The organism is Albidovulum denitrificans, assembly GCF_002973535.1.
GTDB classification, from domain to species: domain Bacteria; phylum Pseudomonadota; class Alphaproteobacteria; order Rhodobacterales; family Rhodobacteraceae; genus Albidovulum; species Albidovulum denitrificans.
The window spans coordinates 284902-304856 of sequence record NZ_PVEP01000002.1; the positions used below are offsets into that span (position 1 = coordinate 284902).

General features: G+C 66.3%; 18 protein-coding genes. 6 read left to right on the forward strand and 12 right to left on the reverse strand.

Features of this window, described 5'->3' with window-relative positions; translation table 11 throughout:
* Window positions 1–62: 62 nt before the first annotated feature.
* The 3 genes from LX70_RS07130 to LX70_RS07140 form a co-directional block, all read right to left on the reverse strand.
* On the reverse strand, window positions 63–704 hold the full coding sequence (locus tag LX70_RS07130) for a protein-L-isoaspartate(D-aspartate) O-methyltransferase (protein ID WP_105513865.1): 642 nt from the start codon (window positions 702–704) through the stop codon (window positions 63–65).
* Complete coding sequence (surE, locus tag LX70_RS07135) at window positions 701–1486, reverse strand: 5'/3'-nucleotidase SurE (RefSeq protein WP_105513866.1); 786 nt, start codon at window positions 1484–1486, stop codon at window positions 701–703. The genes LX70_RS07130 and surE overlap by 4 nt, the downstream gene beginning before the upstream one ends.
* A 146-nt stretch (window positions 1487–1632) precedes the next feature.
* On the reverse strand, window positions 1633–2301 hold the full coding sequence (locus LX70_RS07140; protein WP_105514164.1) for an SDR family NAD(P)-dependent oxidoreductase: 669 nt from the start codon (window positions 2299–2301) through the stop codon (window positions 1633–1635).
* A gap of 110 nt (window positions 2302–2411) precedes the next feature.
* Between LX70_RS07140 and LX70_RS07145 the strand changes: the two genes are divergently transcribed.
* A complete protein-coding gene (locus LX70_RS07145) occupies window positions 2412–3002 on the forward strand; it encodes a biotin transporter BioY (RefSeq protein WP_105513867.1) in 591 nt (196 codons plus the stop codon).
* A 21-nt stretch (window positions 3003–3023) separates the two neighbouring features.
* On the opposite strand, the gene LX70_RS07150 is transcribed toward LX70_RS07145, so the two are convergent.
* The 4 genes from LX70_RS07150 to radA form a co-directional block, all read right to left on the reverse strand.
* Window positions 3024–3470, reverse strand: a complete 447-nt coding sequence (locus LX70_RS07150; RefSeq protein WP_105513868.1) for a DUF1284 domain-containing protein — start codon at window positions 3468–3470, stop codon at window positions 3024–3026.
* Entirely contained in the window at window positions 3467–4927 is a 1461-nt protein-coding gene (gene purF / locus LX70_RS07155) for an amidophosphoribosyltransferase (protein ID WP_105513869.1), read from the reverse strand. The genes LX70_RS07150 and purF overlap by 4 nt, the downstream gene beginning before the upstream one ends.
* Window positions 4928–5025: 98 nt before the next feature.
* Window positions 5026–5646 (reverse strand): CvpA family protein, encoded by a 621-nt coding sequence (locus LX70_RS07160; RefSeq protein WP_105513870.1) that lies wholly within the window; start codon window positions 5644–5646, stop codon window positions 5026–5028.
* Between the two features lie 17 nt (window positions 5647–5663).
* Window positions 5664–7031 (reverse strand): DNA repair protein RadA, encoded by a 1368-nt coding sequence (radA, locus tag LX70_RS07165; RefSeq protein ID WP_105513871.1) that lies wholly within the window; start codon window positions 7029–7031, stop codon window positions 5664–5666.
* 133 nt (window positions 7032–7164) lie between these two features.
* Here radA and LX70_RS07170 point away from each other — a divergent pair, with 133 nt between their 5' ends.
* Together LX70_RS07170 and prfB are read left to right on the forward strand one after the other, a co-directional pair.
* Window positions 7165–9717 carry a penicillin-binding protein 1A gene (locus LX70_RS07170; RefSeq protein WP_105513872.1) on the forward strand — a complete coding sequence of 851 codons (2553 nt, stop codon included), beginning with the start codon at window positions 7165–7167 and terminating at the stop codon, window positions 9715–9717.
* Window positions 9718–9804: 87 nt separating this feature from the next.
* The gene (gene prfB, locus LX70_RS07175) at window positions 9805–10929 is read left to right on the forward strand and encodes a peptide chain release factor 2 (RefSeq protein ID WP_105513873.1); all 1125 of its coding nucleotides are present in this window, start codon (window positions 9805–9807) and stop codon (window positions 10927–10929) included.
* Window positions 10930–10932: 3 nt separating this feature from the next.
* Here prfB and LX70_RS07180 read toward each other — a convergent pair whose 3' ends face one another.
* Window positions 10933–11403 carry an Lrp/AsnC family transcriptional regulator gene (locus LX70_RS07180; protein WP_245884978.1) on the reverse strand — a complete coding sequence of 157 codons (471 nt, stop codon included), beginning with the start codon at window positions 11401–11403 and terminating at the stop codon, window positions 10933–10935.
* Window positions 11404–11532: 129 nt separating this feature from the next.
* On the opposite strand from LX70_RS07180, the gene phhA reads away from it, so the two are divergent.
* Together phhA and LX70_RS07190 are read left to right on the forward strand one after the other, a co-directional pair.
* Window positions 11533–12327, forward strand: coding sequence for a phenylalanine 4-monooxygenase (gene phhA / locus LX70_RS07185; protein ID WP_105513874.1), 795 nt, complete (start codon window positions 11533–11535; stop codon window positions 12325–12327).
* Between the two features lie 78 nt (window positions 12328–12405).
* Window positions 12406–13179: a DUF2189 domain-containing protein gene (locus LX70_RS07190; protein WP_105513875.1), complete on the forward strand. Its 774-nt coding sequence runs from the start codon at window positions 12406–12408 to the stop codon at window positions 13177–13179.
* A gap of 70 nt (window positions 13180–13249) precedes the next feature.
* Here the strand turns inward: LX70_RS07190 and LX70_RS07195 are convergent, their stop codons facing one another.
* The 4 genes from LX70_RS07195 to bcp all read right to left on the reverse strand — a co-directional run bounded on the left by LX70_RS07195 (window position 13250) and on the right by bcp (window position 16553).
* Entirely contained in the window at window positions 13250–13741 is a 492-nt protein-coding gene (locus tag LX70_RS07195; protein WP_105513876.1) for a bactofilin family protein, read from the reverse strand.
* A complete protein-coding gene (locus LX70_RS07200) occupies window positions 13731–15050 on the reverse strand; it encodes a M23 family metallopeptidase (RefSeq protein ID WP_245884979.1) in 1320 nt (439 codons plus the stop codon). Before LX70_RS07200 ends, LX70_RS07195 begins: the two co-directional genes overlap by 11 nt.
* Window positions 15051–15249: 199 nt before the next feature.
* Window positions 15250–16095 carry a ferritin-like domain-containing protein gene (locus LX70_RS07205; protein WP_105513878.1) on the reverse strand — a complete coding sequence of 282 codons (846 nt, stop codon included), beginning with the start codon at window positions 16093–16095 and terminating at the stop codon, window positions 15250–15252.
* Window positions 16092–16553: a thioredoxin-dependent thiol peroxidase gene (gene bcp / locus LX70_RS07210; RefSeq protein ID WP_105513879.1), complete on the reverse strand. Its 462-nt coding sequence runs from the start codon at window positions 16551–16553 to the stop codon at window positions 16092–16094. Before bcp ends, LX70_RS07205 begins: the two co-directional genes overlap by 4 nt.
* Before the next feature lie 112 nt (window positions 16554–16665).
* On the opposite strand from bcp, the gene LX70_RS07215 reads away from it, so the two are divergent.
* Complete coding sequence (locus tag LX70_RS07215; RefSeq protein ID WP_105513880.1) at window positions 16666–19953, forward strand: AsmA-like C-terminal region-containing protein; 3288 nt, start codon at window positions 16666–16668, stop codon at window positions 19951–19953.
* The last annotated feature ends 2 nt before the right edge of the window (window positions 19954–19955 follow it).

Here is a 19955-nt window from a genome sequence, read left to right on the forward strand (position 1 = left end):
GGCTCGATCCTCACTGTCCGGCCCGTTCCTGCGGGCCTTGTCATCCTCGGTCCTGCGAAGGGTCAATCCTGTCCCAACCCTTCGACCAGCGGCACGAAACGCACGGGCCGCAACTCATCATACTCATACCCGTCGGGGCCGCGCGTGACCTTGATCAGGCTCTGGACCGTGTCGGACTGGCCGACGGGCAGAACCATGATACCGCCGATGCGAAGCTGAGCCAAGAGTGGTCCGGGCGGGTCTTCGGCGGCGGCGGTCACGATGATGCGGTCGAAGGGCGCCTGATCGGGAAGGCCGTGGCTGCCATCGGCGGTCATGGCGGTGATATTGGTGATGCCGAGCCGGGCGAAGGTTTCCTCCGCCTCGCGCACCAGCCTCTTGTGCCGGTCGAGCGTATAGACCCGGCGGGCCAGCTCGCTCAGGATCGCGGCCTGGTAGCCGGAGCCGGTTCCGATCTCAAGCACCTTGTCGCGCGGGCTGACATCAAGCGCCTGAGTCATCAGCCCGACGACCGAGGGTTGCGAGATGGTCTGACCGCAGGCGATGGGCAGGGGCGTGTCCTCATAGGCGCGTTCGGCGAAGAGGCCGCGGACGAATTCGCCGCGGTCGATCCGCTCCATCGCCGTCAGGACACGGGCGTCGGTGACGCGCTTCGAACGCAAGGTGAAGAGGAACCGCATCTTGCGTTCGGCAAGATCGGTCATCCCAGCCGCGCCCCGAGATCGGCCACCGCGTCATGCGCGGTCAGGTCGGCGCGCATCGGCGTGACGGTGATATAGCCTTCAAGGTTCAGCGCGACATCGGTGCCGGGTGCCGTCGGCAGGTGTTGCGGTCCGCCCTTGATCCAGAGGAATTTCCGCCCCGAGGGGGAGATATGGGGTTCCACGCCGAAGAAGGTTTCGGTCCGGTAGCCCTGCGGCGCGGCGCGCAGGCCCTTGACCGCTTTCGCGCCGATGGGCGGGAAGTTGACGTTGTAGAACAGGCGGTAATCGTCGCTGTCCCAATGCGCCTTGTCGAGAAGCGCGCGCACGGTCGCCGCGCCATGGTCGCGCGCGGCCTCGAACGGCGTGTCGAGATCGTCGGTTCCCGGCCCCATGAACTGGCTGAGCGCGATGGCCGGGACGCCCTGAAGGGCCGCCTCCATCGCGCCGCCGATGGTGCCGGAGTAAAGCACGTTCTCGCCCGCGTTGTTGCCCCGGTTGACGCCGGAGAGCACAAGGTCGGGGCGGCCGCCCTGAAGCACGTCGTAGATGCCCGCCAGAACGCAATCGGCGGGGCTGCCCTCGGCCGCGTAGCGGCGGGGCCCGAGCTTGGCGATCATCATCGGGTGGGTGTAGCTGATGCAATGGCCGACGCCGGATTGTTCGAAGGCGGGGGCGACGGTCCAGACTTCACCGTTCTTTCCGGCGATCTCATGGGCGATGGCGGTCAGCACTTCAAGTCCGGGGGCGTTGATGCCGTCGTCATTGGTGATGAGAATACGCATGCCGCCCCCGAATTTGTCTCAGGCCCTGATTAGACGACCCGTTGCGGGGCGTAAAGCGCCGCTGCCGCCCTTGCGGACGAAACCGCGCGGGGGCAGGCCCCGCGCGGTGCCTCCGGCGGGAGTATTTTGGGCAACGAAGAAGCTGGTCAGATGAGCGCGAGGAGGCGGTCGGCTTCCTGGCCTGGCGGCGTGAGGGCCGCGCGGTCCTCGCCGGGGAAGAAGCGGGCGCGGGTGGCGGTGGGCATCGGCGCGGGCGTTTCGATCAGCACGCGGGGGCCGGTTTTCGCGCTTTCGGCCTGCCAGCTGCGGGCCAGCGCGATCTGGGCCGATTTGGTGGCGCCGTAGACGCCGAAGAATTTCTCCCCCGCGCGGGGGTCGTCGAAAAGCATCGCGGCACCTTTCGCCGCAAGGAGGAGCGGCGTCAGGAGCGGGATCAGCTGCGCGGTGGCGCGGATGTTGCAGGCGGTGGAGCGGTCAAGCTCTTTCGGGTCGGTATGGGCGGCGGGCGCAAGGGGGGCTGCCTGAATCGCGGCATGGACCCAGAGGTCGAGCTTGCCCCAGCGGGCAAGGATCTGCTGCGCCAGGTGTCCCATCGCGCCTTCATCGGTGATGTCGAGGGGCGCGATGGTGCAGGCGCCGCCCTTCGCCTGGATCGCGTCGTCCAGTTCCTCAAGCGCGCCGGTGGTGCGGGCGACGGCGAGGACATGCCAGCCGGAGGCGCCCAGCCGTTCGGCCATGGCAAAGCCGAGGCCGCGCGAGGCGCCGGTGACGAGGGCGAGTTTGGGGGCGAGTTTGGGGGCGGGTGCGGTATCCATCATGGCGCCCCTTTGGCATTGGAACCGGTGCTGTGCAACAGGAGAGATTGACACCGCGCGGCGCTGCGGCGAAATTGCGCGGCAAATCTGGCAGAGGAAGGACCTTCCCCATGACACTTTCCAAGGCGCTCGTTCGCACGCAATCCCGGATGGCGCAGGTGGCGCTGGTCGTGGGCGGATCGCTTTTCATCGCGCTGGCGGCGCAGGTCTCCGTTCCGATGATCCCGGTGCCGATGACCTTGCAGACGCTGGCGATCCTGCTGGTGGGCTTTGCCTTTGGCGCGCGGCTGGGCGCCGCGACGCTGCTGGCCTATCTGGCCGAGGGCGCGATGGGCCTGCCGGTCTTTGCGCAGGGGATGAACGGGATCGCCTTCTTCGGGCCGACCGCCGGTTTCCTCGTCGGTTTCGTCGGGATGGCCGCGATTGCGGGCGTTGCGGCCGATCGCGGCGTGCGCGGCTTTGTCGGCACGGCGGCGGTCGCGCTGCTGGCCTCGGCGCTGCTTTATGTGCCGGGTGTTCTCTGGGCGATGTCGCTGGCCGAGATGGCCGGGATCGACACGGCGAAATGGGGCGCGGACAGCTTTGGCTCGGTCTGGACCTATTACATGGCGCCGTTCCTGATCGGCGACGCGGTCAAGGCGGTTCTGGCCGCGCTGATCGTCACCGGCGGCTGGGCCGCGCTGAAGGGCCGCCGCGCCTGAGCGCAGGTTTCCCGCAACGGATCAGGAAGGGGTCGCCTCGGCGGCCCCTTCTTCGTTATGAAGCCGGGAAAGCGCGGCCGCGCACATCCCGTAGGGTTCCCATTCGCAGCCCGCGCAGAGGGTTTTCAGGCTGCCGGGCGGGACATGGGCGCGGATGCGGGCCTTGGCCTGCCCCCAGGTCAGGACCTCGCGCGGGGCAAGGCGCAGGGCCGCCGCATGGGCGCGGTCAAGCGTCCTGATCTTCGCCTCATTGGTGCAAAGCCGCCCGCGCCGCTTGGGGCAGGGGGCGCAGATGTCGTCGGTGGCGCCCGTGACCTCGATCACCGTCGCATCGCCCCCTTCGGCGCGCAACTGGCCCATGACGATGGCGGTCATGTTGGCGGTGAAGTCCGGCGAATAGCCCTTGCCCTCGAACCCGAGCGAGCAGAGGAAATGGTGCGGGCGGTAGCGGAGCTTGCCGTCGCTCACTCCGCCGCCTTCATCTCGAACCCCTGCGCGATCTGGTCGGAGGGGGCGACGGGGTATTGGCCGGAGAAGCAGGCATCGCAATATTGCGGGGCTTTCGGGTCGCGGCCCTGCGCCTCGCCCACGGCGCGGTAAAGGCCGTCGAGCGAGACGAACTTCAAGGAGTCGACGCCGATCCAGTCGCGCATTTCCTCTTCCGACATCGTCGCGGCGAGAAGCTTGGCGCGTTCGGGCGTATCGACCCCGTAGAAACACGGCCAGGCAGTGGGGGGGGAGGCGATGCGGAAATGGACCTCGGCCGCGCCTGCATCAAGGATCATGTCCTTGATCTTGCGGCTGGTGGTCCCGCGCACGACGGAATCGTCGACCAGGATCACCCGCTTGCCCTTGATGAGCGCGCGGTTGACGTTCAGCTTCAGCCGCACCCCCATGTTGCGGATCTGCTCCGTCGGCTCGATGAAGGTTCGGCCCATGTATTGATTGCGGATGATGCCCATGCCGAAGGGGATGCCGCTTTCGGCGGCAAAGCCGATGGCGGCGGGGGTGCCGCTGTCGGGGACGGGGCAGACCAGATCGGCCTCCACCGGCGCCTCGCGCGCCAGTTCCACGCCGATCTGGCGGCGGGTTTCATAGACCGAACGGCCGCCGAGGATCGAATCGGGGCGCGAGAAATAGACGTGTTCGAAGATGCAGAAGCGGCCCTTGGCCGGGGCGAACGGGTGGGAGGAGGTGACGGTGCCGTTCTCGATCACCACCATCTCGCCCGGTGCGATCTCGCGCACGAATTCCGCGCCGATGATGTCAAGCGCGCAGGTCTCGGACGACAGGGCATAGCCGTCGCCGATCTTGCCAAGGACCAGCGGGCGGACGCCCAGGGGATCGCGCACCCCGATCAGCTTGGTGCGCGTCATGGCGACGACGGAAAACGCGCCCTCGACCGCGCGCAGCGCGTCCTTGATGCGTTCGGACAGGGTCTTTTGCATCGAACGCGCCATCAGGTGAATGATGCATTCGCTGTCAGACGACGACTGAAAGATCGCGCCGCGCCCGATCAGTTCCTTGCGCAACTGGGCGGCGTTGGTCAGGTTGCCGTTATGGGCAATGGCGCAGCCGCCGATGGCGAACTCGCCGAAAAAGGGCTGCACGTCGCGGATCGCGGTCGCGCCCTTGGTGCCTGCGGTGGAGTAGCGCACATGCCCGATGGCAAGGCTGCCGGGCAGGGTCGCCATGACGTCGGCCTTGGTGAAGTTGTCGCGCACATAACCGAAGCGCTTGGCGTTGTTGAAACCCTCGACCGGGTCATAGCTGACGATGCCGCCCGCCTCTTGTCCGCGATGTTGCAGGGCATGCAGGCCGAGGGCCACGAAATTCGCCGCGTCGGCAACGCCGATCACACCGAATATGCCACATTCTTCCTTCAACTTGTCGTCGTCGAAAGGGTGGCTCAGGAATGGGCGCATCGCGCAGGTCTCCGAATCCGGGGAGCAGATGTCGCCCCCCGTTTAGAGACTGGCGCGGCCCATGTCACGCCGTTGTCACAACGAATTGCGGGATTAGGTCAGTTCGCCGGTGCGTCGGGGACGATTGTCTTGGCGCCGGTCCCCTGATCGGTGGTCGATTGCACGGGCGCGCCGCATTTGCCGATCAGGTCCTGATAGCGCGCGGTGATCCAGCCCGGCGCGTCCGCCGGCACCTCGGCGTTCAGGCGGTCCTGAAGGCTGGCAAAGACCTTGGCCGACTGGGAATTGTCGACAACCGGGATCCCTGCGCCCGACATCGCGCGGTCATAGGCGACGAAGGCGACGGCGACCAGAAGGATGCCGCGCAGCACGCCGAACAGGAAGCCAAGCCCCTGATCGACCCCGCCAAGCGCCGAACGCTGGACGGCCGAAGAAAACAGCGGCGTGAAGATCGACATTACGATCAGCGCGACCGCGAAGACGGCGGCGAAGGCCGCGATCACCGAAAGCTCGCAACTGCCGCCGAGGAACGTGTCCAGCACCGGGATCTGCTTGATGAGCGGTTCGGCCTGCGGCGCGAAGATGAAGGCCAGCACCGCGGCGGCGACCCAGCCCGCGATGGCCAGTATCTCGCGCACCACGCCGCGGCTGTAGGCGAGGATCGCCGACAACAGGATGACGACCGCTACCACGGCGTCTACGATCGTGAAACCTTCCATGCCCTCGCTCCTTGCTCTCAGCCTGCCGCAAACATCTCGCCGACAAACGTCGTCAGATCGGGCATCTTGCGCACCCGCATTGCGTCATCCCCGCCGGTCTTGCTCTGTTCCGGGGCGACTGCCTGTGAAAAACCAAGTTTTCGCGCTTCTTTCAACCTGTTTTCGGTCTGGCCCACCGGGCGCAGCGCGCCAGAGAGGCTGATTTCGCCGAAAATTACCATGTCTGGCGGAAGTGCAACATCTTCCCTTGCGGAAAGAAGCGCCGCCGCGACGGCCAGATCGGCGGCCGGTTCGCTGACCCGCATCCCCCCCGCGACGTTCAGAAAGACGTCGAGCCCGGCGAAGGGGATGCCGCAGCGCGCCTCAAGCACCGCAAGGATGGTGGACAGCCTGCCGCTGTCCAGTCCGACAACGGTGCGGCGCGGCGTACCAAGGGGGGAGGGGGCGACAAGCGCCTGAATCTCGGTCAGGACCGGCCTTGTGCCTTCGATCCCGGCAAAGACGGCCGAGCCGGGGCTGGCCTGCCCGCGTTCGGACAGGAAGAGGGCCGAGGGGTTGGCAACCTCGGCCAGACCGCCGCCGGTCATCTCGAAGACGCCGATTTCGTCGGCCGGGCCAAAGCGGTTCTTGACCGCGCGCAGGATGCGGAACTGGTGGCCGCGCTCGCCCTCGAAATAAAGCACCGTATCGACCATGTGTTCGACGACGCGGGGGCCGGCGATCTGGCCCTCCTTCGTCACATGGCCCACAAGGATCACCGAACAGCCGCGCTTCTTGGCAAAGCTCACCAGTTCATGCGCGGCAGACCGGACCTGACTGACCGAGCCGGGGGCGGCCTCAACATGGTCGGCCCACATGGTCTGGATCGAATCGATGATGCACAGATCGGGGCGCAGCGCGTCCAGCGTCGTCAGGATGTCGCGCAGGTTGGTCTCGGCGGCCAGTTGCACCGGCGCGTCGGCAAGGCCCAGACGCGCCGCGCGCATGCGGACCTGGGCCGACGCCTCCTCACCCGAGACGTAAAGGCAGGAAAGCCCGGTGCGCGCGAAACTGGCGGCGGCCTGCAACAGAAGCGTGGATTTGCCGATGCCGGGATCGCCGCCGACCAGGATCGCCGAGGCCGCGACAAGGCCGCCGCCCAGCACGCGGTCCAGCTCCTCCATCCCCGAGGCGGCGCGCGCGGGCGGCGTTTCCGAGGTGGCGAGCGTCGTCACCTCAACCCGCCGCCCCTTGGCCGCGCCCAGCGTCTTGCCCGCCGGACCGGCGGTCAGCGGCGCCTCTTCCACGATGGTGTTCCAGCCGCCGCAGGCGTCGCAGCGCCCCGACCACTTGCGGTGAACGGCACCGCAGGCGGTGCAGGTGAAGCTTGGTAATCCCTTGGCCATGGCCCTTCCTGCACCAGCGCCGCCCGGCCCGCAAGCGCCGCGATGGCAGGCTGCCGCCACGTCCCGCCAAGTTGTTTTGACCCCGGCGGGCTGTGGCTATATAGACGCGGACGTTCCTCTTGGAGGTCAGGGTTTGCTCCGGTTTCTCGTCTCGTCGGTCGGTGGTATCTTCAGCTGGATCGTGACCGGCATCTTTTTCGGCGTGCTGACCATCGGCGCGGTGTTCTGGATCTATAGCCGCGACCTGCCGGATCACGAATATCTGGCCCAGTACACGCCGAAGACGATCAGCCGCATCTATTCGGGCGAAGGCCGTCTGATGGACGAATTCGCGACAGAACGCCGGATCTATGCTCCGATCGAGGACATCCCGGACCTTGTGAAACACGCCTTCATCTCGGCCGAGGACAAGAATTTCTATACCCACCAGGGGTTTGACGCGCGCGGCATGGCGGGTGCCTTGTGGGATGCGATCAAGACGCGGGGCCAGACGCTGCGCGGCGCCTCGACCATTCCGCAGCAGGTGGCGAAGAACTTCCTTCTGGGCGGCGAACGCACGGCGGAACGCAAGATCAAGGAACTGGTGATCGCCAACCGCCTCGTCAACACGCTGCCGCGCGACAAGATCCTTGAGCTTTACCTGAACGAGATCGACCTTGGCTTTCTGTCCTTCGGCGTCGCCTCGGCCGCGCAGACCTATTTCAACAAGCCGCTGGCCGAACTGAAGCCGGAAGAGGCGGCCTATCTGGCGGCGCTGCCCAAGGCGCCCTACAGCTACCATCCGGTCAAGAACCACGACGCCGCCGTCGCGCGGCGCAACTATGTGCTGCGCGAGATGTGGCAGAACGGCTATCTGGACAAGGACGCCTATGAAACCGCCGTCGCCGCGCCGCTGCGGACGGTGCAGGGCGGCGATTTCCCCTCGTTCAAGTCGAACCTGCCGCCGCGCGACTACTTCACCGACGAGATTCGGCGGCAATTGTCGAAAAGCTTCGGTCAGGATGAGTTCTTCGGCGGCGGGTTGACGATCCGGGCCACCGAAGACCCGGAAATGCAGATGGCCGCCGCCGCCGCCTTGCAGGAGGCGCTTGAGAAATACGACCGCAGCCAGGGCGTCTGGCGCGGCACCCGCAAGGTGCTGAAGCCCGAGGATCTGGCAAGCGAGGATACCTGGCGCGCGGCGCTGGGCGGCATCGACGTGCCACGCGACGTGCCGGGCTGGCTGCCCGCCGTGGTGCTGGAGGTCGGCGAAAAATCCGCGCGGATCGGGATCGAGGGGGTCAGCGACGACGAGGACGGCCACTGGATCCCGGCCGAGGACGTGACCTGGGCGCGCAAGCGGCAGGCCGACGGGCGGCTGGGCAAGAAGGCCAAGGTCGCGGGCGATCTCGTCTCGGTCGGCGATGTGGTTCTTGTCAGGGCGGTGACCGGCGATGACGGCAGCTTCAAGCGCTGGTCGCTGCGTCAGGTGCCGGAGGTGCAGGGCGGCTTCATGGCGATGGACGTCAATACCGGCCGCGTCATCGCGATGCAGGGCGGTTTCTCCTACCAATCCTCGGTCTTCAATCGCGCGACGCAGGCGCAGCGGCAGCCGGGGTCCTCGTTCAAGCCCTTCGTCTATGCGGCGGCCCTCGATTCTGGCTTTTCGCCGGCCACGATCGTGGTCGACGCGCCGATCGAGGTCGACACGCCGCAGGGTCTCTGGCGGCCCAAGAACGCCTCGAACAAGTATTACGGCCCGACGCCGATGCGCACCGGGATCGAACAGTCGCGGAACCTGATGACGATCCGTATCGCGCAGGAAGTCACGATGAACACCGTCGCGGGCTATGCCGAACGCTTCGGCGTCTATGACCGGCTTGAGCCGTTCCTGGCCAATGCGCTGGGCGCGCAGGAAACCACGCTGTTCAAGATGGTCGCGGCCTATGCCATGTTCGCCAATGGCGGCGAGCGGGTGGAACCGACGCTGGTCGACCGGGTGCAGGACCGCTGGGGCCGCACGATCTATCGCCACGACCAGCGCGACTGCACCGATTGCGAGGCGGCGGTGCTGCCAGCGGGCGCGGCGCCGCAGATCACCTCGAACCGCGAAAGGGTGATGGATGCCATCACCGCCTATCAGCTGACCTCGATGCTTCAGGGCGTCGTGCAGCGCGGATCGGGCAGCGGCGTGAACCTGCCGGTGCCGACGGGCGGCAAGACCGGCACCACGAACGACGCCAAGGACGTCTGGTTCATCGGCTTCACCTCGAACATCGTGGCGGGCTGCTACATGGGCTATGACCAGCCCCGCACACTGGGCCGGGGCGCCTATGGCGGTACGCTTTGCGTGCCGGTGTTTCAGGAATTCATGCAGCAGGCGGTGCAGAAATACGGCGGCAGCCAGTTCAAGGTGCCGCCGGGCGGCCATTTCGTGAAGATCAACCGCTTCACCGGCGACATGCTGCCCCCCGATGCCGCGGGCGACTATGTTCAGGCCGAATATTTCCGCGACGGTCAGGAAACGCTGACGGGCCTTTATTCCTACGTCGATGGCGGCTTTGCCATGGGCCAGAACCTGCCGCTTTACGCCTATGGCGAGGTCGGCGGGGATGAGGGGGCGACCATCACCACCTCGACCGGGGAAACCAAGGTGATCCCGAAGAAGGCGGATTTCGGAACCATCAGTTCCGGCGGGCTTTACTAAGGGCAACACCGGGGCGGGGCGCCCGCGCTTGCCGCAGGCCGCGGGCTCGGCTATCACGCCGTTCGGGATCAAGGAAGGACGACGGCCATGCGCGCCGAGATGGAAAACATCGCCGACTCCGTGGGCAAGTCGCTGAAGCTGCTGGGGCAGCGGATGGACTGGGACACCGCGCCGCATCGGCTGGAAGAAATGAACGCCATGATCGAGGATGGCGATCTGTGGTCCGACCCGGCGCGCGCGCAAAAGCTGATGCGCGACCGCCAGATGCTGATCGACCGGATCGAGACCTACAAGCGCATCGACCGCGAGTTGAAGGACAATGTCGAGCTGATCGAACTGGGCGAGATGGAGGGCGATGAGGATATCGTCGCCGATGCCGAGAAAAGCCTGAAGGCGCTGAAGGATTTCGCCGACCAGAAAGAGCTTGAGGCGCTTCTGGATGGCGAGGCGGACGGCAACGACACCTTCCTGGAAATCAACGCAGGCGCCGGTGGGACCGAGGCCTGCGACTGGGCGCAGATGTTGCAGCGCATGTATGTGCGCTGGGCCGAAAAGCGCGGCTTCACGGTGGAATTGCAGTCCGAGGAACCGGGGACCGAGGCGGGGATCAAGTCCTGCGCCTACAAGATTTCCGGCACCAATGCCTATGGCTGGCTGAAATCCGAAAGCGGGGTTCACCGGCTGGTCCGCATCTCCCCCTTCGGCAAGGGGACGCGAGAGACCTCTTTCGCGAGCGTCTGGGTCTATCCGGTGGTCGACGACAATATCGAGATCGACGTGGCCGCGAACGACATCCGCATCGACACCTACCGCTCCTCCGGCGCGGGCGGGCAGCACGTCAACACGACTGACTCCGCCGTGCGGATCACCCACATTCCGACCGGGATCGTGGTGACCAGTTCCGAGAAGTCGCAGCACCAGAACCGCGACATCGCCATGAAGGCCCTGAAATCGCGCTTGTATCAGCTTGAGCTGGACAAGCGGAACGCGGCGATCAACGCCCAGCATGAGGCGAAAGGGTCCGCCGGATGGGGCAACCAGATCCGGTCCTACGTCTTGCAGCCCTACCAGATGGTCAAGGACCTGCGCACCGCGCATGAGACGTCGGACACCCAAGGGGTTCTGGACGGTGATCTCGACGGGTTCATGGCCGCGACGCTGGCGATGGACGTGGCCGGGAAAAGCCGCGCCGAGGCGAATGCCGACGATTGAAGGCTATCCCAGCGGCAGTTCCGTCGTCGCCTTGATCTGGCGCAGGACAAAGCTGGTGGCGGTGGATCGCACGATGCCGGTCGCCAGCAGGCTGTGCATCAGGAAATCCTCAAGATCCTCGGCATCCCGCGCGACGACGCGGATCAGGTAATCCGCGCTGCCGGTGACGCGGGCGCATTCCAGCACCCGGTCCTGCCCCTGAACGAAGCTGTCGAAGCGGGCGACCGTGTCGGCGGTGTGTTCGGTCAGCGAGACATGGATATAGGCCGAGGCACGCAGCCCCAGCGCGCGGGCATCCAGCAGCGCCACATGGCCGGTGATGATCCCCGCCTCCTCCAGCCGCTTGACCCGGCGCCAGGCGGGGGAGGTGGACATGCCCGCGGCCTCGGCAAGGTCCTGGGTAGAGATGCGGGCGTCGCGCTGAAGCTGCCGCAAAAGCCTGCGGTCCGACTCATCCAGAGGGATATGGGGCATGGGGTTTCTCTGTTTTGGACATTTTAGGTATGTGGTTCCCATCATGCGCCAATCTCGCCCGCGATAGAAATGAAATTCCGCCCCTCTGCGGTACAATTTTACCAGAACACAGGCGCGGAGGGGTATCCCATGCCCAAATCCACCGAATATGAGGCCCGCCTGCCGGATCAGACCGGCCGCATCCCCTATGATGCCGACGATGACGCGGTCTGGCGCGACCTCGTGGCGCGGCAACTGCCCGAGGTGCGGCGGCATATGTCGAAACCCTATCTTGACGGGCTGACCAAGCTTGACCTGCCGCGCGACCGGGTGCCGCAATGCGTCGATGTCTCGCGCAAGTTGACCGAGGCGACCGGCTGGCGGGTGGCGCCGGTCCCGGCGCTGATCCCCTTCGGCCGCTTCTTCGCGATGCTGGCGGAACGGACCTTCCCGGCCGCCTCCTTCATCCGCAAGCGCAAGCATTTCGATTACATCGAGGAACCGGACATCTTTCATGAGATCTTCGGCCACACGCCCCTTCTGACCGACCCGCGCTTTGCCGCCTTCAGCGAGGCCATCGGCAAGGCGGGCGTGCGGGCGGCGGCAGAGGATTGCGCCTGGCTGATCCGGCTTTACTGGTTCTCCATCGAGTTCGGCCTGACGGTCGAGGCGGGGGCGCGAAAGGGCCTCGGCTCCGGTCTCGCCTCCTCCATCGCGGAACTGCAATGGGCGGTGACGGATGACACCCCCGAACGCCGCCCCTTCGACGTGATCGACATGCTGCGCACGCCCTACCGGATCGACATCCTTCAGCCGGTCTATTTCGTCATCCACGACCTTGATGAGCTGTTCGCGGCGGCCAAGCGCGACCTTCTGGCCGATATACGCACGGCCCGCGCGCGCGGGCTTCACGCGCCGAAATTCCCGGCCAAGGCGGCCTCCTGACCCGTTCCCCGCGCAAAGATCTTGCGCGACGCCCGCCCGTCATCCTAGCCTTCCCTTGCGCGCGAGGGAGGAGGAGAAATGACAGAGATTCAGGCCGTGTCCGATACCCTGCCAGAGGTGCAGGAGGTTTCCATGTCCGACATTCCGGCCGTGCTGGCGGCCGGGTGGCGCGATTTCCTGCGCGCCCCGGCCTTCGGGTTGTTCTTCAGCGCCTTTTACGTCGCGGGCGGGGTGATCCTCTACCTCGTCTTTGCGGCGGCGGGGCAGGAATGGTGGCTGATGCCGGTGATCGTCGGCTTCCCGATCCTCGCGCCCTTCGCGGCGGTCGGGCTTTACGAGGTCAGCCGCAGGCTGGAACAGGGCAAGCCCCTGGTCTGGTCCGAGGTGCTGGGCGTCGTCTTCGCCCAGAAGGACCGGCAGATCCCGTCAATGGCGATGGTGGTGCTGCTTCTCTTCATGTTCTGGGTCTTTGTCGCCCACACGATCTTTGCCCTCTTCATGGGCCTGTCGGCGATGACCAATGTCACCTCCTCGATTGGCCTGATCTTCGAAGGCAACGGCCCGGTCATGCTTCTGGTCGGTTCTCTCATCGGGGCGGGCTTTGCGGGGGTGCTGTTTTCCGTCACCGTGGCGGGGCTGCCGCTGCTTCTGGACCGCGAGGTCGATTTCGTCTCGGCCATGATCCTCAGCGTCAGGTCGGTGCTTGAGAATATCGGCGTGATGATCGTCTGGGGGCTGGTGATCGCGGTGCTTCTGTTCCTGGCGATGCTGCCGGTCTTCCTGGGGCTTTTCGTGGTGATGCCGGTCTTGGGCCACGCCACCTGGCACATGTACCGCAAGCTTCTGGGGTAGGGGGACGGCCTTTAATGCAGAAAGGGCGCCCGACCAGGGGCGCCCTTTTTTTCGTATTCTTTGCCGCGGCTTACTGCGCGGCGGGGGCCGCCGGGATCTGCTTGGGCGCGTTGCCCGCAAGCGGATCATCCTGGCGCTGCACGGAGCCTTCGAAATGGGCGCCGGATTCGATCGCGATCGTCTTGTGGATGATGTCGCCTTCGACCCGCGCGGTCGAGGTCAGGCGGACCTTCAGGCCCCGCACCCGGCCGATCACGCGGCCGTTGACGACGATGTCGTCTGCCACGATCTCACCCTTGATGGTGGCGCTTTCGCCGACCGTGAGCATATGGGCGCGGATGTCACCATCGACGACGCCCTCGATCTGGATGTCGCCGGACGTCTTCACGTTGCCGGTGATCGTGAGGTCCGAGGACAGCACCGAGGCCCCCGGCTTCGGCTTGGTCGTGGTCACCGGATAGTCGAAGGCAGGCTTCGCCGTGGCGGGGGTGTCCGCCTTGCTGTGATCGGTCTCAGCGCCGGATTTCGGACCCGGTTCGTTGATCCTGCTTTTAGAAAACATTGTTCGCCGCCTTGATAAAGGTCATCGGATTGACAGCCGATCCATTGGTGCGCACCTCATAGTGCAGATGCGGCCCGGTGGACCGGCCGGTATTTCCCATATCACCGATCCTGTCCCCGCGCGAGACCTTTTGGCCGACGCTCACGCGGATCTTGGAAAGGTGACCGTAGCGCGTTTCGAGGCCGAAATCGTGCTTGATACGGATCAGGTTGCCATAGCCGTTCTGCCATCCGGCATAAACGACCGTACCGTCGCCGGTCGAATAGATCGGCGTGCCGGAGGCGCCCGCCATGTCGATGCCTTCATGCATCCGGCCCCAGCGGCGTCCAAAGCCCGAGGAGTAGCGGAAGGACGACTTCACCGGCATCGCGAAGGGGGCCTTTTCCACCGCAAGGCGATACAGGTTCATGCGGTCCAGACCCTCAAGGATCTTGGCCGCACGGCCGCTGTCGGGGTCGTCGCCGTTCATCACCGGCGGCATCAGCGGGCCAAGCGGGCCGCCCTGGCCGGAATAGCCGCGCTTGACCTGCGCGAGAAGGTCGTCGGGGTCGAGCCCGGCCGAGGTGAACATCTTGTCGAGCGGCGCCATGGAGACGGTGACCGCCTCTTCCAGCTGGGTGAAGATCTCGTCATGCCGCTCTTCGAGAAGCTTCTTCTCATAGGCGATCTCATCGGCGGCGGCGACGGCATCAAAGGCGGTCTTTGCCATCTCGTCGCGTTCGCCCGCGGTGCGGCCAAGCGCCGCAGTCAGGAAATCGAGCGTTTCGGAGACGTCCTCGGCCGAGGTGCCGCCCTTGGCAAGCTCGGTCCCGGTGCCGGTCAGTTGCGCGGTCAGTTCGGCCGATTGCGCGCGGGCCGAATCGCGTTCGGTCATGGTGCGGCGCAGCGTCGTCTGGATCACGCCGATGCCGGTCTCAAGCTCCTTCCGGCGTTCTTCCGAGGCCAGCAGCCGCGACTGCATGTCCGAAACCTGTTCCAGCGCCAGCGCGAAACGTTCCTGCGCGGCGGTCGCCTCCTCGGCCCGCTGGTCGCGTTCGCGCGACAGGGAATCGAGACGGTTTTCATACATCGCCTGTTCGCGCCGCGCCTGTTCGCGCGCGCCGCCCGAGCCGATCGAATCCATCAGAAGAATGGCGGTGGCGACGATGGACCAGGCCAGCACGATCGAGGTGCCCGCCAGCGCCACGGCCTGCGTCGTCGGTTTCAGGCGAATGAACCGGGTTTCGGTGTCCGAGCGCAGGAACAGACGCTGTTCCGGCAGGCGGCGCTCCAATGCCGTGTTCAAACGGCCCAAAAGACGTTTAGGCAAGCCCATCCCCGTTCGTAAAAGAACCATCAGGCGGAGGAGCGACTTCCCCAAGCTTCCTCCGGTTTCGGGCTTAGCAACCGGGTCCGGGTCGGGCAAGCTCTTTGGCCGGACACCCCTTCGGGGTGGCGGAACCCGGCCCATATCGGCGGGATTCCGCCGATCTTTCCGGGGCTTGGAGGGGATTTTGAACCGTGGGGGATTAGCGAAACGCGGCCGTCCCGGCGGCGCCTTCGACCTCATCGGCGAGCGGCCAGTAGAAGTCGGGCGGCAGGCCCGCCTCGGCGCGCTTTTCCTCGTTGAAGGGCGGTTTCAGCGCGCCACGGAAGTAGCGCCGCACAAGGGCGTGGAATTCGTCCTTCGGGTCCAGCCCGTCGCGCCCGCAAAGCCAGTTGAACCACTTCACCCCATAGGCGACATGGCCGACCTCTTCGGCATAGATCGTGCGGAGCGCCGCCGTCGCCGCCCCCTCTCCGGCCTTGTCGAAGATCTCGATCATGCCCGGCGTGACGTCCAGCCCGCGCGCCTCAAGCACCATCGGCACGACGGCGAGGCGGCCCATCAGGTCTTCGGCCGTATCCTCGGCCGCGCGCCACATCCCGGCATGGGCGGGAAGGGCGCCGTAATGGCTTCCCATCGCCTCAAGACAATCGCAGAGCAGGTTGAAATGCTTGGATTCCTCATCCGCCGACTTGACCCAGTCGTCATAGAATCCGGGCGGCATCGGCACATCGGTGAAGCGCGCGATGATGTCCCAGTGCAGGTCCACCGCGTTCAGCTCGATATGCGCCAGCGCGTGAAGAAGCGCGATCCGCCCGTGCGGCGATCCGGGGCGGCGGCGCGGCACGTCGCGGGGCGGCAGCAGGTCAGGCCGCGCGGGCCGGGCGGGACGCGGCGGCGGGGGCGCCGCCCCGATGGCCAGCGGCGCGCCCGCCGCCCGCGCCTCGCGCCAGCGCGCGGCATTGCGGTGCGAGATCGCGGTCTTTTCGCGCCCGTCGGCGGTTGTCAGCACCTCAACCGCCAGCTCCGCCAGCGTGACCCCGGTCACAACGCGCGCGCCGCGTCCAGCACCTGATCGGCGTGGCCGTTGACCTTCACCTTTGGCCAGACGCGGGCGATGGTGCCGGTGGCGTCGATCAGGAAGGTGGTCCGCTCGATCCCCATATAGGTGCGGCCATACATGTTCTTTTCCACCCAGACGCCGTAATCCTCGCAGACCTGCCCGTCCTCGTCCGAGCCGAGGATGATGCCAAGCCCGTGCTTCTTGCAGAACCTGTCATGCGCCTTGACGCTGTCCTTCGAGATGCCGACGACGACGGTCCCGGCACCTGCGAATTCATCGGCCAGACGGGTGAAATCCAGCGCCTCGGTCGTGCAGCCGGGGGTGTCGTCCTTGGGATAGAAATAAAGAACGACCTTCTTCGGGAAGAGGCCGGTCAGCGAAACCTCACCCCCGCCGTCACGGGGCAGGGTGAATTCGGGGGCCTTGTCGCCTTGGCTGGGCATGGCAGCGATCCTTTGCCGGTGTCGGACGCTTTATGTTTTAATCGCTGTGGCGGAAGTTTAAAGGGAAGCCCAAGCAAAAAGCGCGGGCGCGGGCAGGGCGGTCATACCGGCGATGGACGAAGAACGGGATGCGGGCAAGGCGGTCCGGCGCAAGCCGGTCCACAAGCGCGTCCATGTCTGGGCCATCGGGCTGGCGCTTGTGATCTTCATCGGCGGGCTTATCCTTCTTCTCGGCCTGACCGAACGGGTGCTGCCTGCGCCCGCCTGGGTCGTGGCGCGGGTCGAGGCGCGGGCGAACGACGTCCTGAAGGGCGAGGGGCGCGCGAAGGTCGGCGGGCTGGAACTTTTCGTCGATGAGAATTTCGTGCCGCATGTGCGGATGACGGAGGTCGACCTCTTCAGCCGCAAGGGCCAGCGGATCGCGCGGCTGCCCTCGGTCCGCAGTACGCTTGATGGTGGCGCGGTCCTGCATGGCCGCTTGCAGCCCCGCACGATCAGCATCACCGGGGCGGAGATCGCGCTGACGCGGAACGTGGACGGCACGCTTGACTTTTCCCTTGGCGAGGGGGGCGCCACGGAGGAGCCAACGCCCGCCATCGACCCGGTCGCCGCCGCCGACGCCTTCGACCGCGCCTTCACCCTGCCGGTCCTGCGCGACATCGACACGATCGAGATCGACGACCTGTCGATCGCCTTCACCGACCGCCGCGCGGGCAAGCGCTGGCGCGCGGACGGAAGCTGGCTGCGGATGAACCAGACGGCGGACAGCGTGACGGTCAATGTGGCGGTTTCCGTCTCCGAAGGCGGCGGAACCCCGGCGCGCGCCTCGGTCAACCTGATCTCGGCCAAGGGCAGTCACGCGGCCACGCTGTCGGCCGATGTGCGCGACGTGTCCTCGCGCGATCTGGCGGCGCAGTCCCCGGCGCTGGCCTGGCTTTCGCCGCTTGACGCAACGATTTCCGGCGCGTTCTGGTCCTCGGTCGATGACAAGGGCCAGATCCAGCCGCTGAACGCGACGCTGAAGATCGGCAAGGGCGCGCTGCAACCGAACGAGACGACGCGGCCGGTGGGCTTCGACGGGGTCAATCTGGCGATGACATACTATCCGGCCGCGCAGGAAATCCGGTTTCGCGACATCGAGGTCGACGGCCCGGCTCTGCGGGTGAAGGCGACGGCGAATGCCTGGCTGAAGGACATCACCGAAGGGGTGCCGAATGCGCTGGTCGGCCAGATCGCCATCAGCGATTTCAAGGCCGACCCCGAGGGGCTGTTCGAGAACCCGGTCAGCCTGACCGAGGGTGCGGTCGATTTCCGCATCCTGCTGAACCCCTTTACCCTGACGCTGGGCCAGCTTGTGCTGGTGGACGGCGACCACCGGATTTCCGCGAAGGGGGAGTTCACGGCCGCCCCGCAGGGCTGGCAAAGCGCCTTTGACGCCACGGTCGACGCCATCGAAAGCGACCGGCTGCTGGCGCTTTGGCCCGTTGGCGTGGTGCCGAAGACCCGCGAATGGCTGCACGAGAACGTGGCCACCAGCGAGTTGTTCAACGTCGTCGCCGGTATCCGCGTCACCCAAGGAGAGGAGCCGCGCTTTGCGCTGAGCTACGAATACCGCGCGACCGATGTGACCGTGATCCGCACCCTGCCGCCGATCCGCGACGGGGCGGGCTATGCCACGATCATCGACAATGCCTATACGCTGGTGGTGGACAGCGGCCATGTGACGGCGCCGGGCGGCGGCGGGATCGACATGTCCGGTTCGGTCATGCAGATTCCCGACCTGCGCGTCGTTCCGGCAGAGGCGAATGTCACGCTGCGCACGAAAAGCACCATCAACGCGGCGCTGTCCCTGCTGGACCAGCCGCCGTTCGAGTTTCTGAAAAAGGCCGGGCAGGGGACCGATCTGGCCGAGGGGCGGGCGGACGTGACCACCAACCTGTCGCTGCGGCTGGTGGAACAGCTGATGCCCGAGGACATCGCCTATTCGGTCGAGGGCATGCTGAGCGATGTGCGCTCGGACAAGATCGTGCCGGGCAGGCGCGTCACCGCCGGGGCGCTGAAGGTGACGGCCGATCCGACAGGGCTGACCATCGGCGGGCCGGGGACCTTTGACGGGGTGCCGGTCGATGTGACCTGGCGGCAGGATTTCGGGCCGGAGGCGAAGGGCAAAAGCCGCGTCACCGGCAAGGTGGAACTGTCGCCCCGCGCGCTGAAGGCCTTTGCCATCGGCCTGCCGGACGGTGCCGTGACGGGGACCGGCTGGGGCAGGATCGACCTGCACCTTGCCAAGGACAAGGCGACGACCTTTGACCTGAATTCCGACCTGTCGGGCTTGGCCCTGTCGATCCCCGAAATCGGCTGGACAAAGGGGCAGGGCGCGAAGGGGGAGTTGCATGTCTCCGGCGCGCTGGGGCAGCCCGCGACGATCGACAAGCTCAGCCTCGCGGCGGCGGGGCTGGCGGTCGATGGCAAGGTGGTGCTGACGAAAGACGGCGGGTTTGACGCCGCCACCTTCCCCAAGGCGCGGATGAAGGACTGGTTCGATGGCGCGGTCGTGCTGCGCGGGCGCGGCAAGGGCCGCACGGTCGGGGTGGAGATCGCGGGCGGAACCCTCGACATGCGCAAGGCAAGCTTCGGGGGCGGCGGCAAGGGCAGCGATGCGCCGATCACCGTCGCGCTTGACCGGCTACGGGTGTCCTCGGGCATCGCGCTGACGCGGTTTCAGGGCGCCTTTGGCACCAAGGGCGGCTTTTCGGGTCGCTTCGCCGCGCGGCTGAATGACGGGGCCGAGGTCACCGGCACGGTGGAGCCGGGCGCCGGTGGACGCGCCGCCATTCGCGTCCGCGCCGCCGATGCCGGGGGGGCGCTCCGCTCCGCCGGGCTCTTCAGCCGCGCCAATGGCGGCACCGCCGCCCTGCGCCTCGACCCGGCGGCGAAGGCCGACAGCTATACCGGCAGGCTTGTCCTCAAGGATTTCCGCGTCACCGATGCGCCGACGCTGGCCGCGCTTCTCGATGCCATATCGGTCGTCGGGCTGCTGACCCAGCTTGACGGGCAGGGCATCTTCTTCACCGACGCTTCGGGCGATTTCCTGCTGACCCCCGGCGCGGTCGAACTGCGGCGCGCCTCGGCCGTCGGGCCGTCGATGGGCATTTCCGCCGCCGGGGTCTATCAGTTCGCCAATGACCGGATCGACATGGAGGGGACGATCTCCCCCATCTATGTCCTCAACGGCATCGGCAAGATCTTTTCCAAGCGGCGCGAGGGCCTTTTCGGCTTCAATTATAAACTGACCGGGACGACGGCGGCGCCGGATATCAGCGTCAACCCCTTGTCGATCCTGACACCCGGTGTATTCCGCGACCTGTTCCGCGCCGAGCCGCCGAAACTGCCAGAGTGACC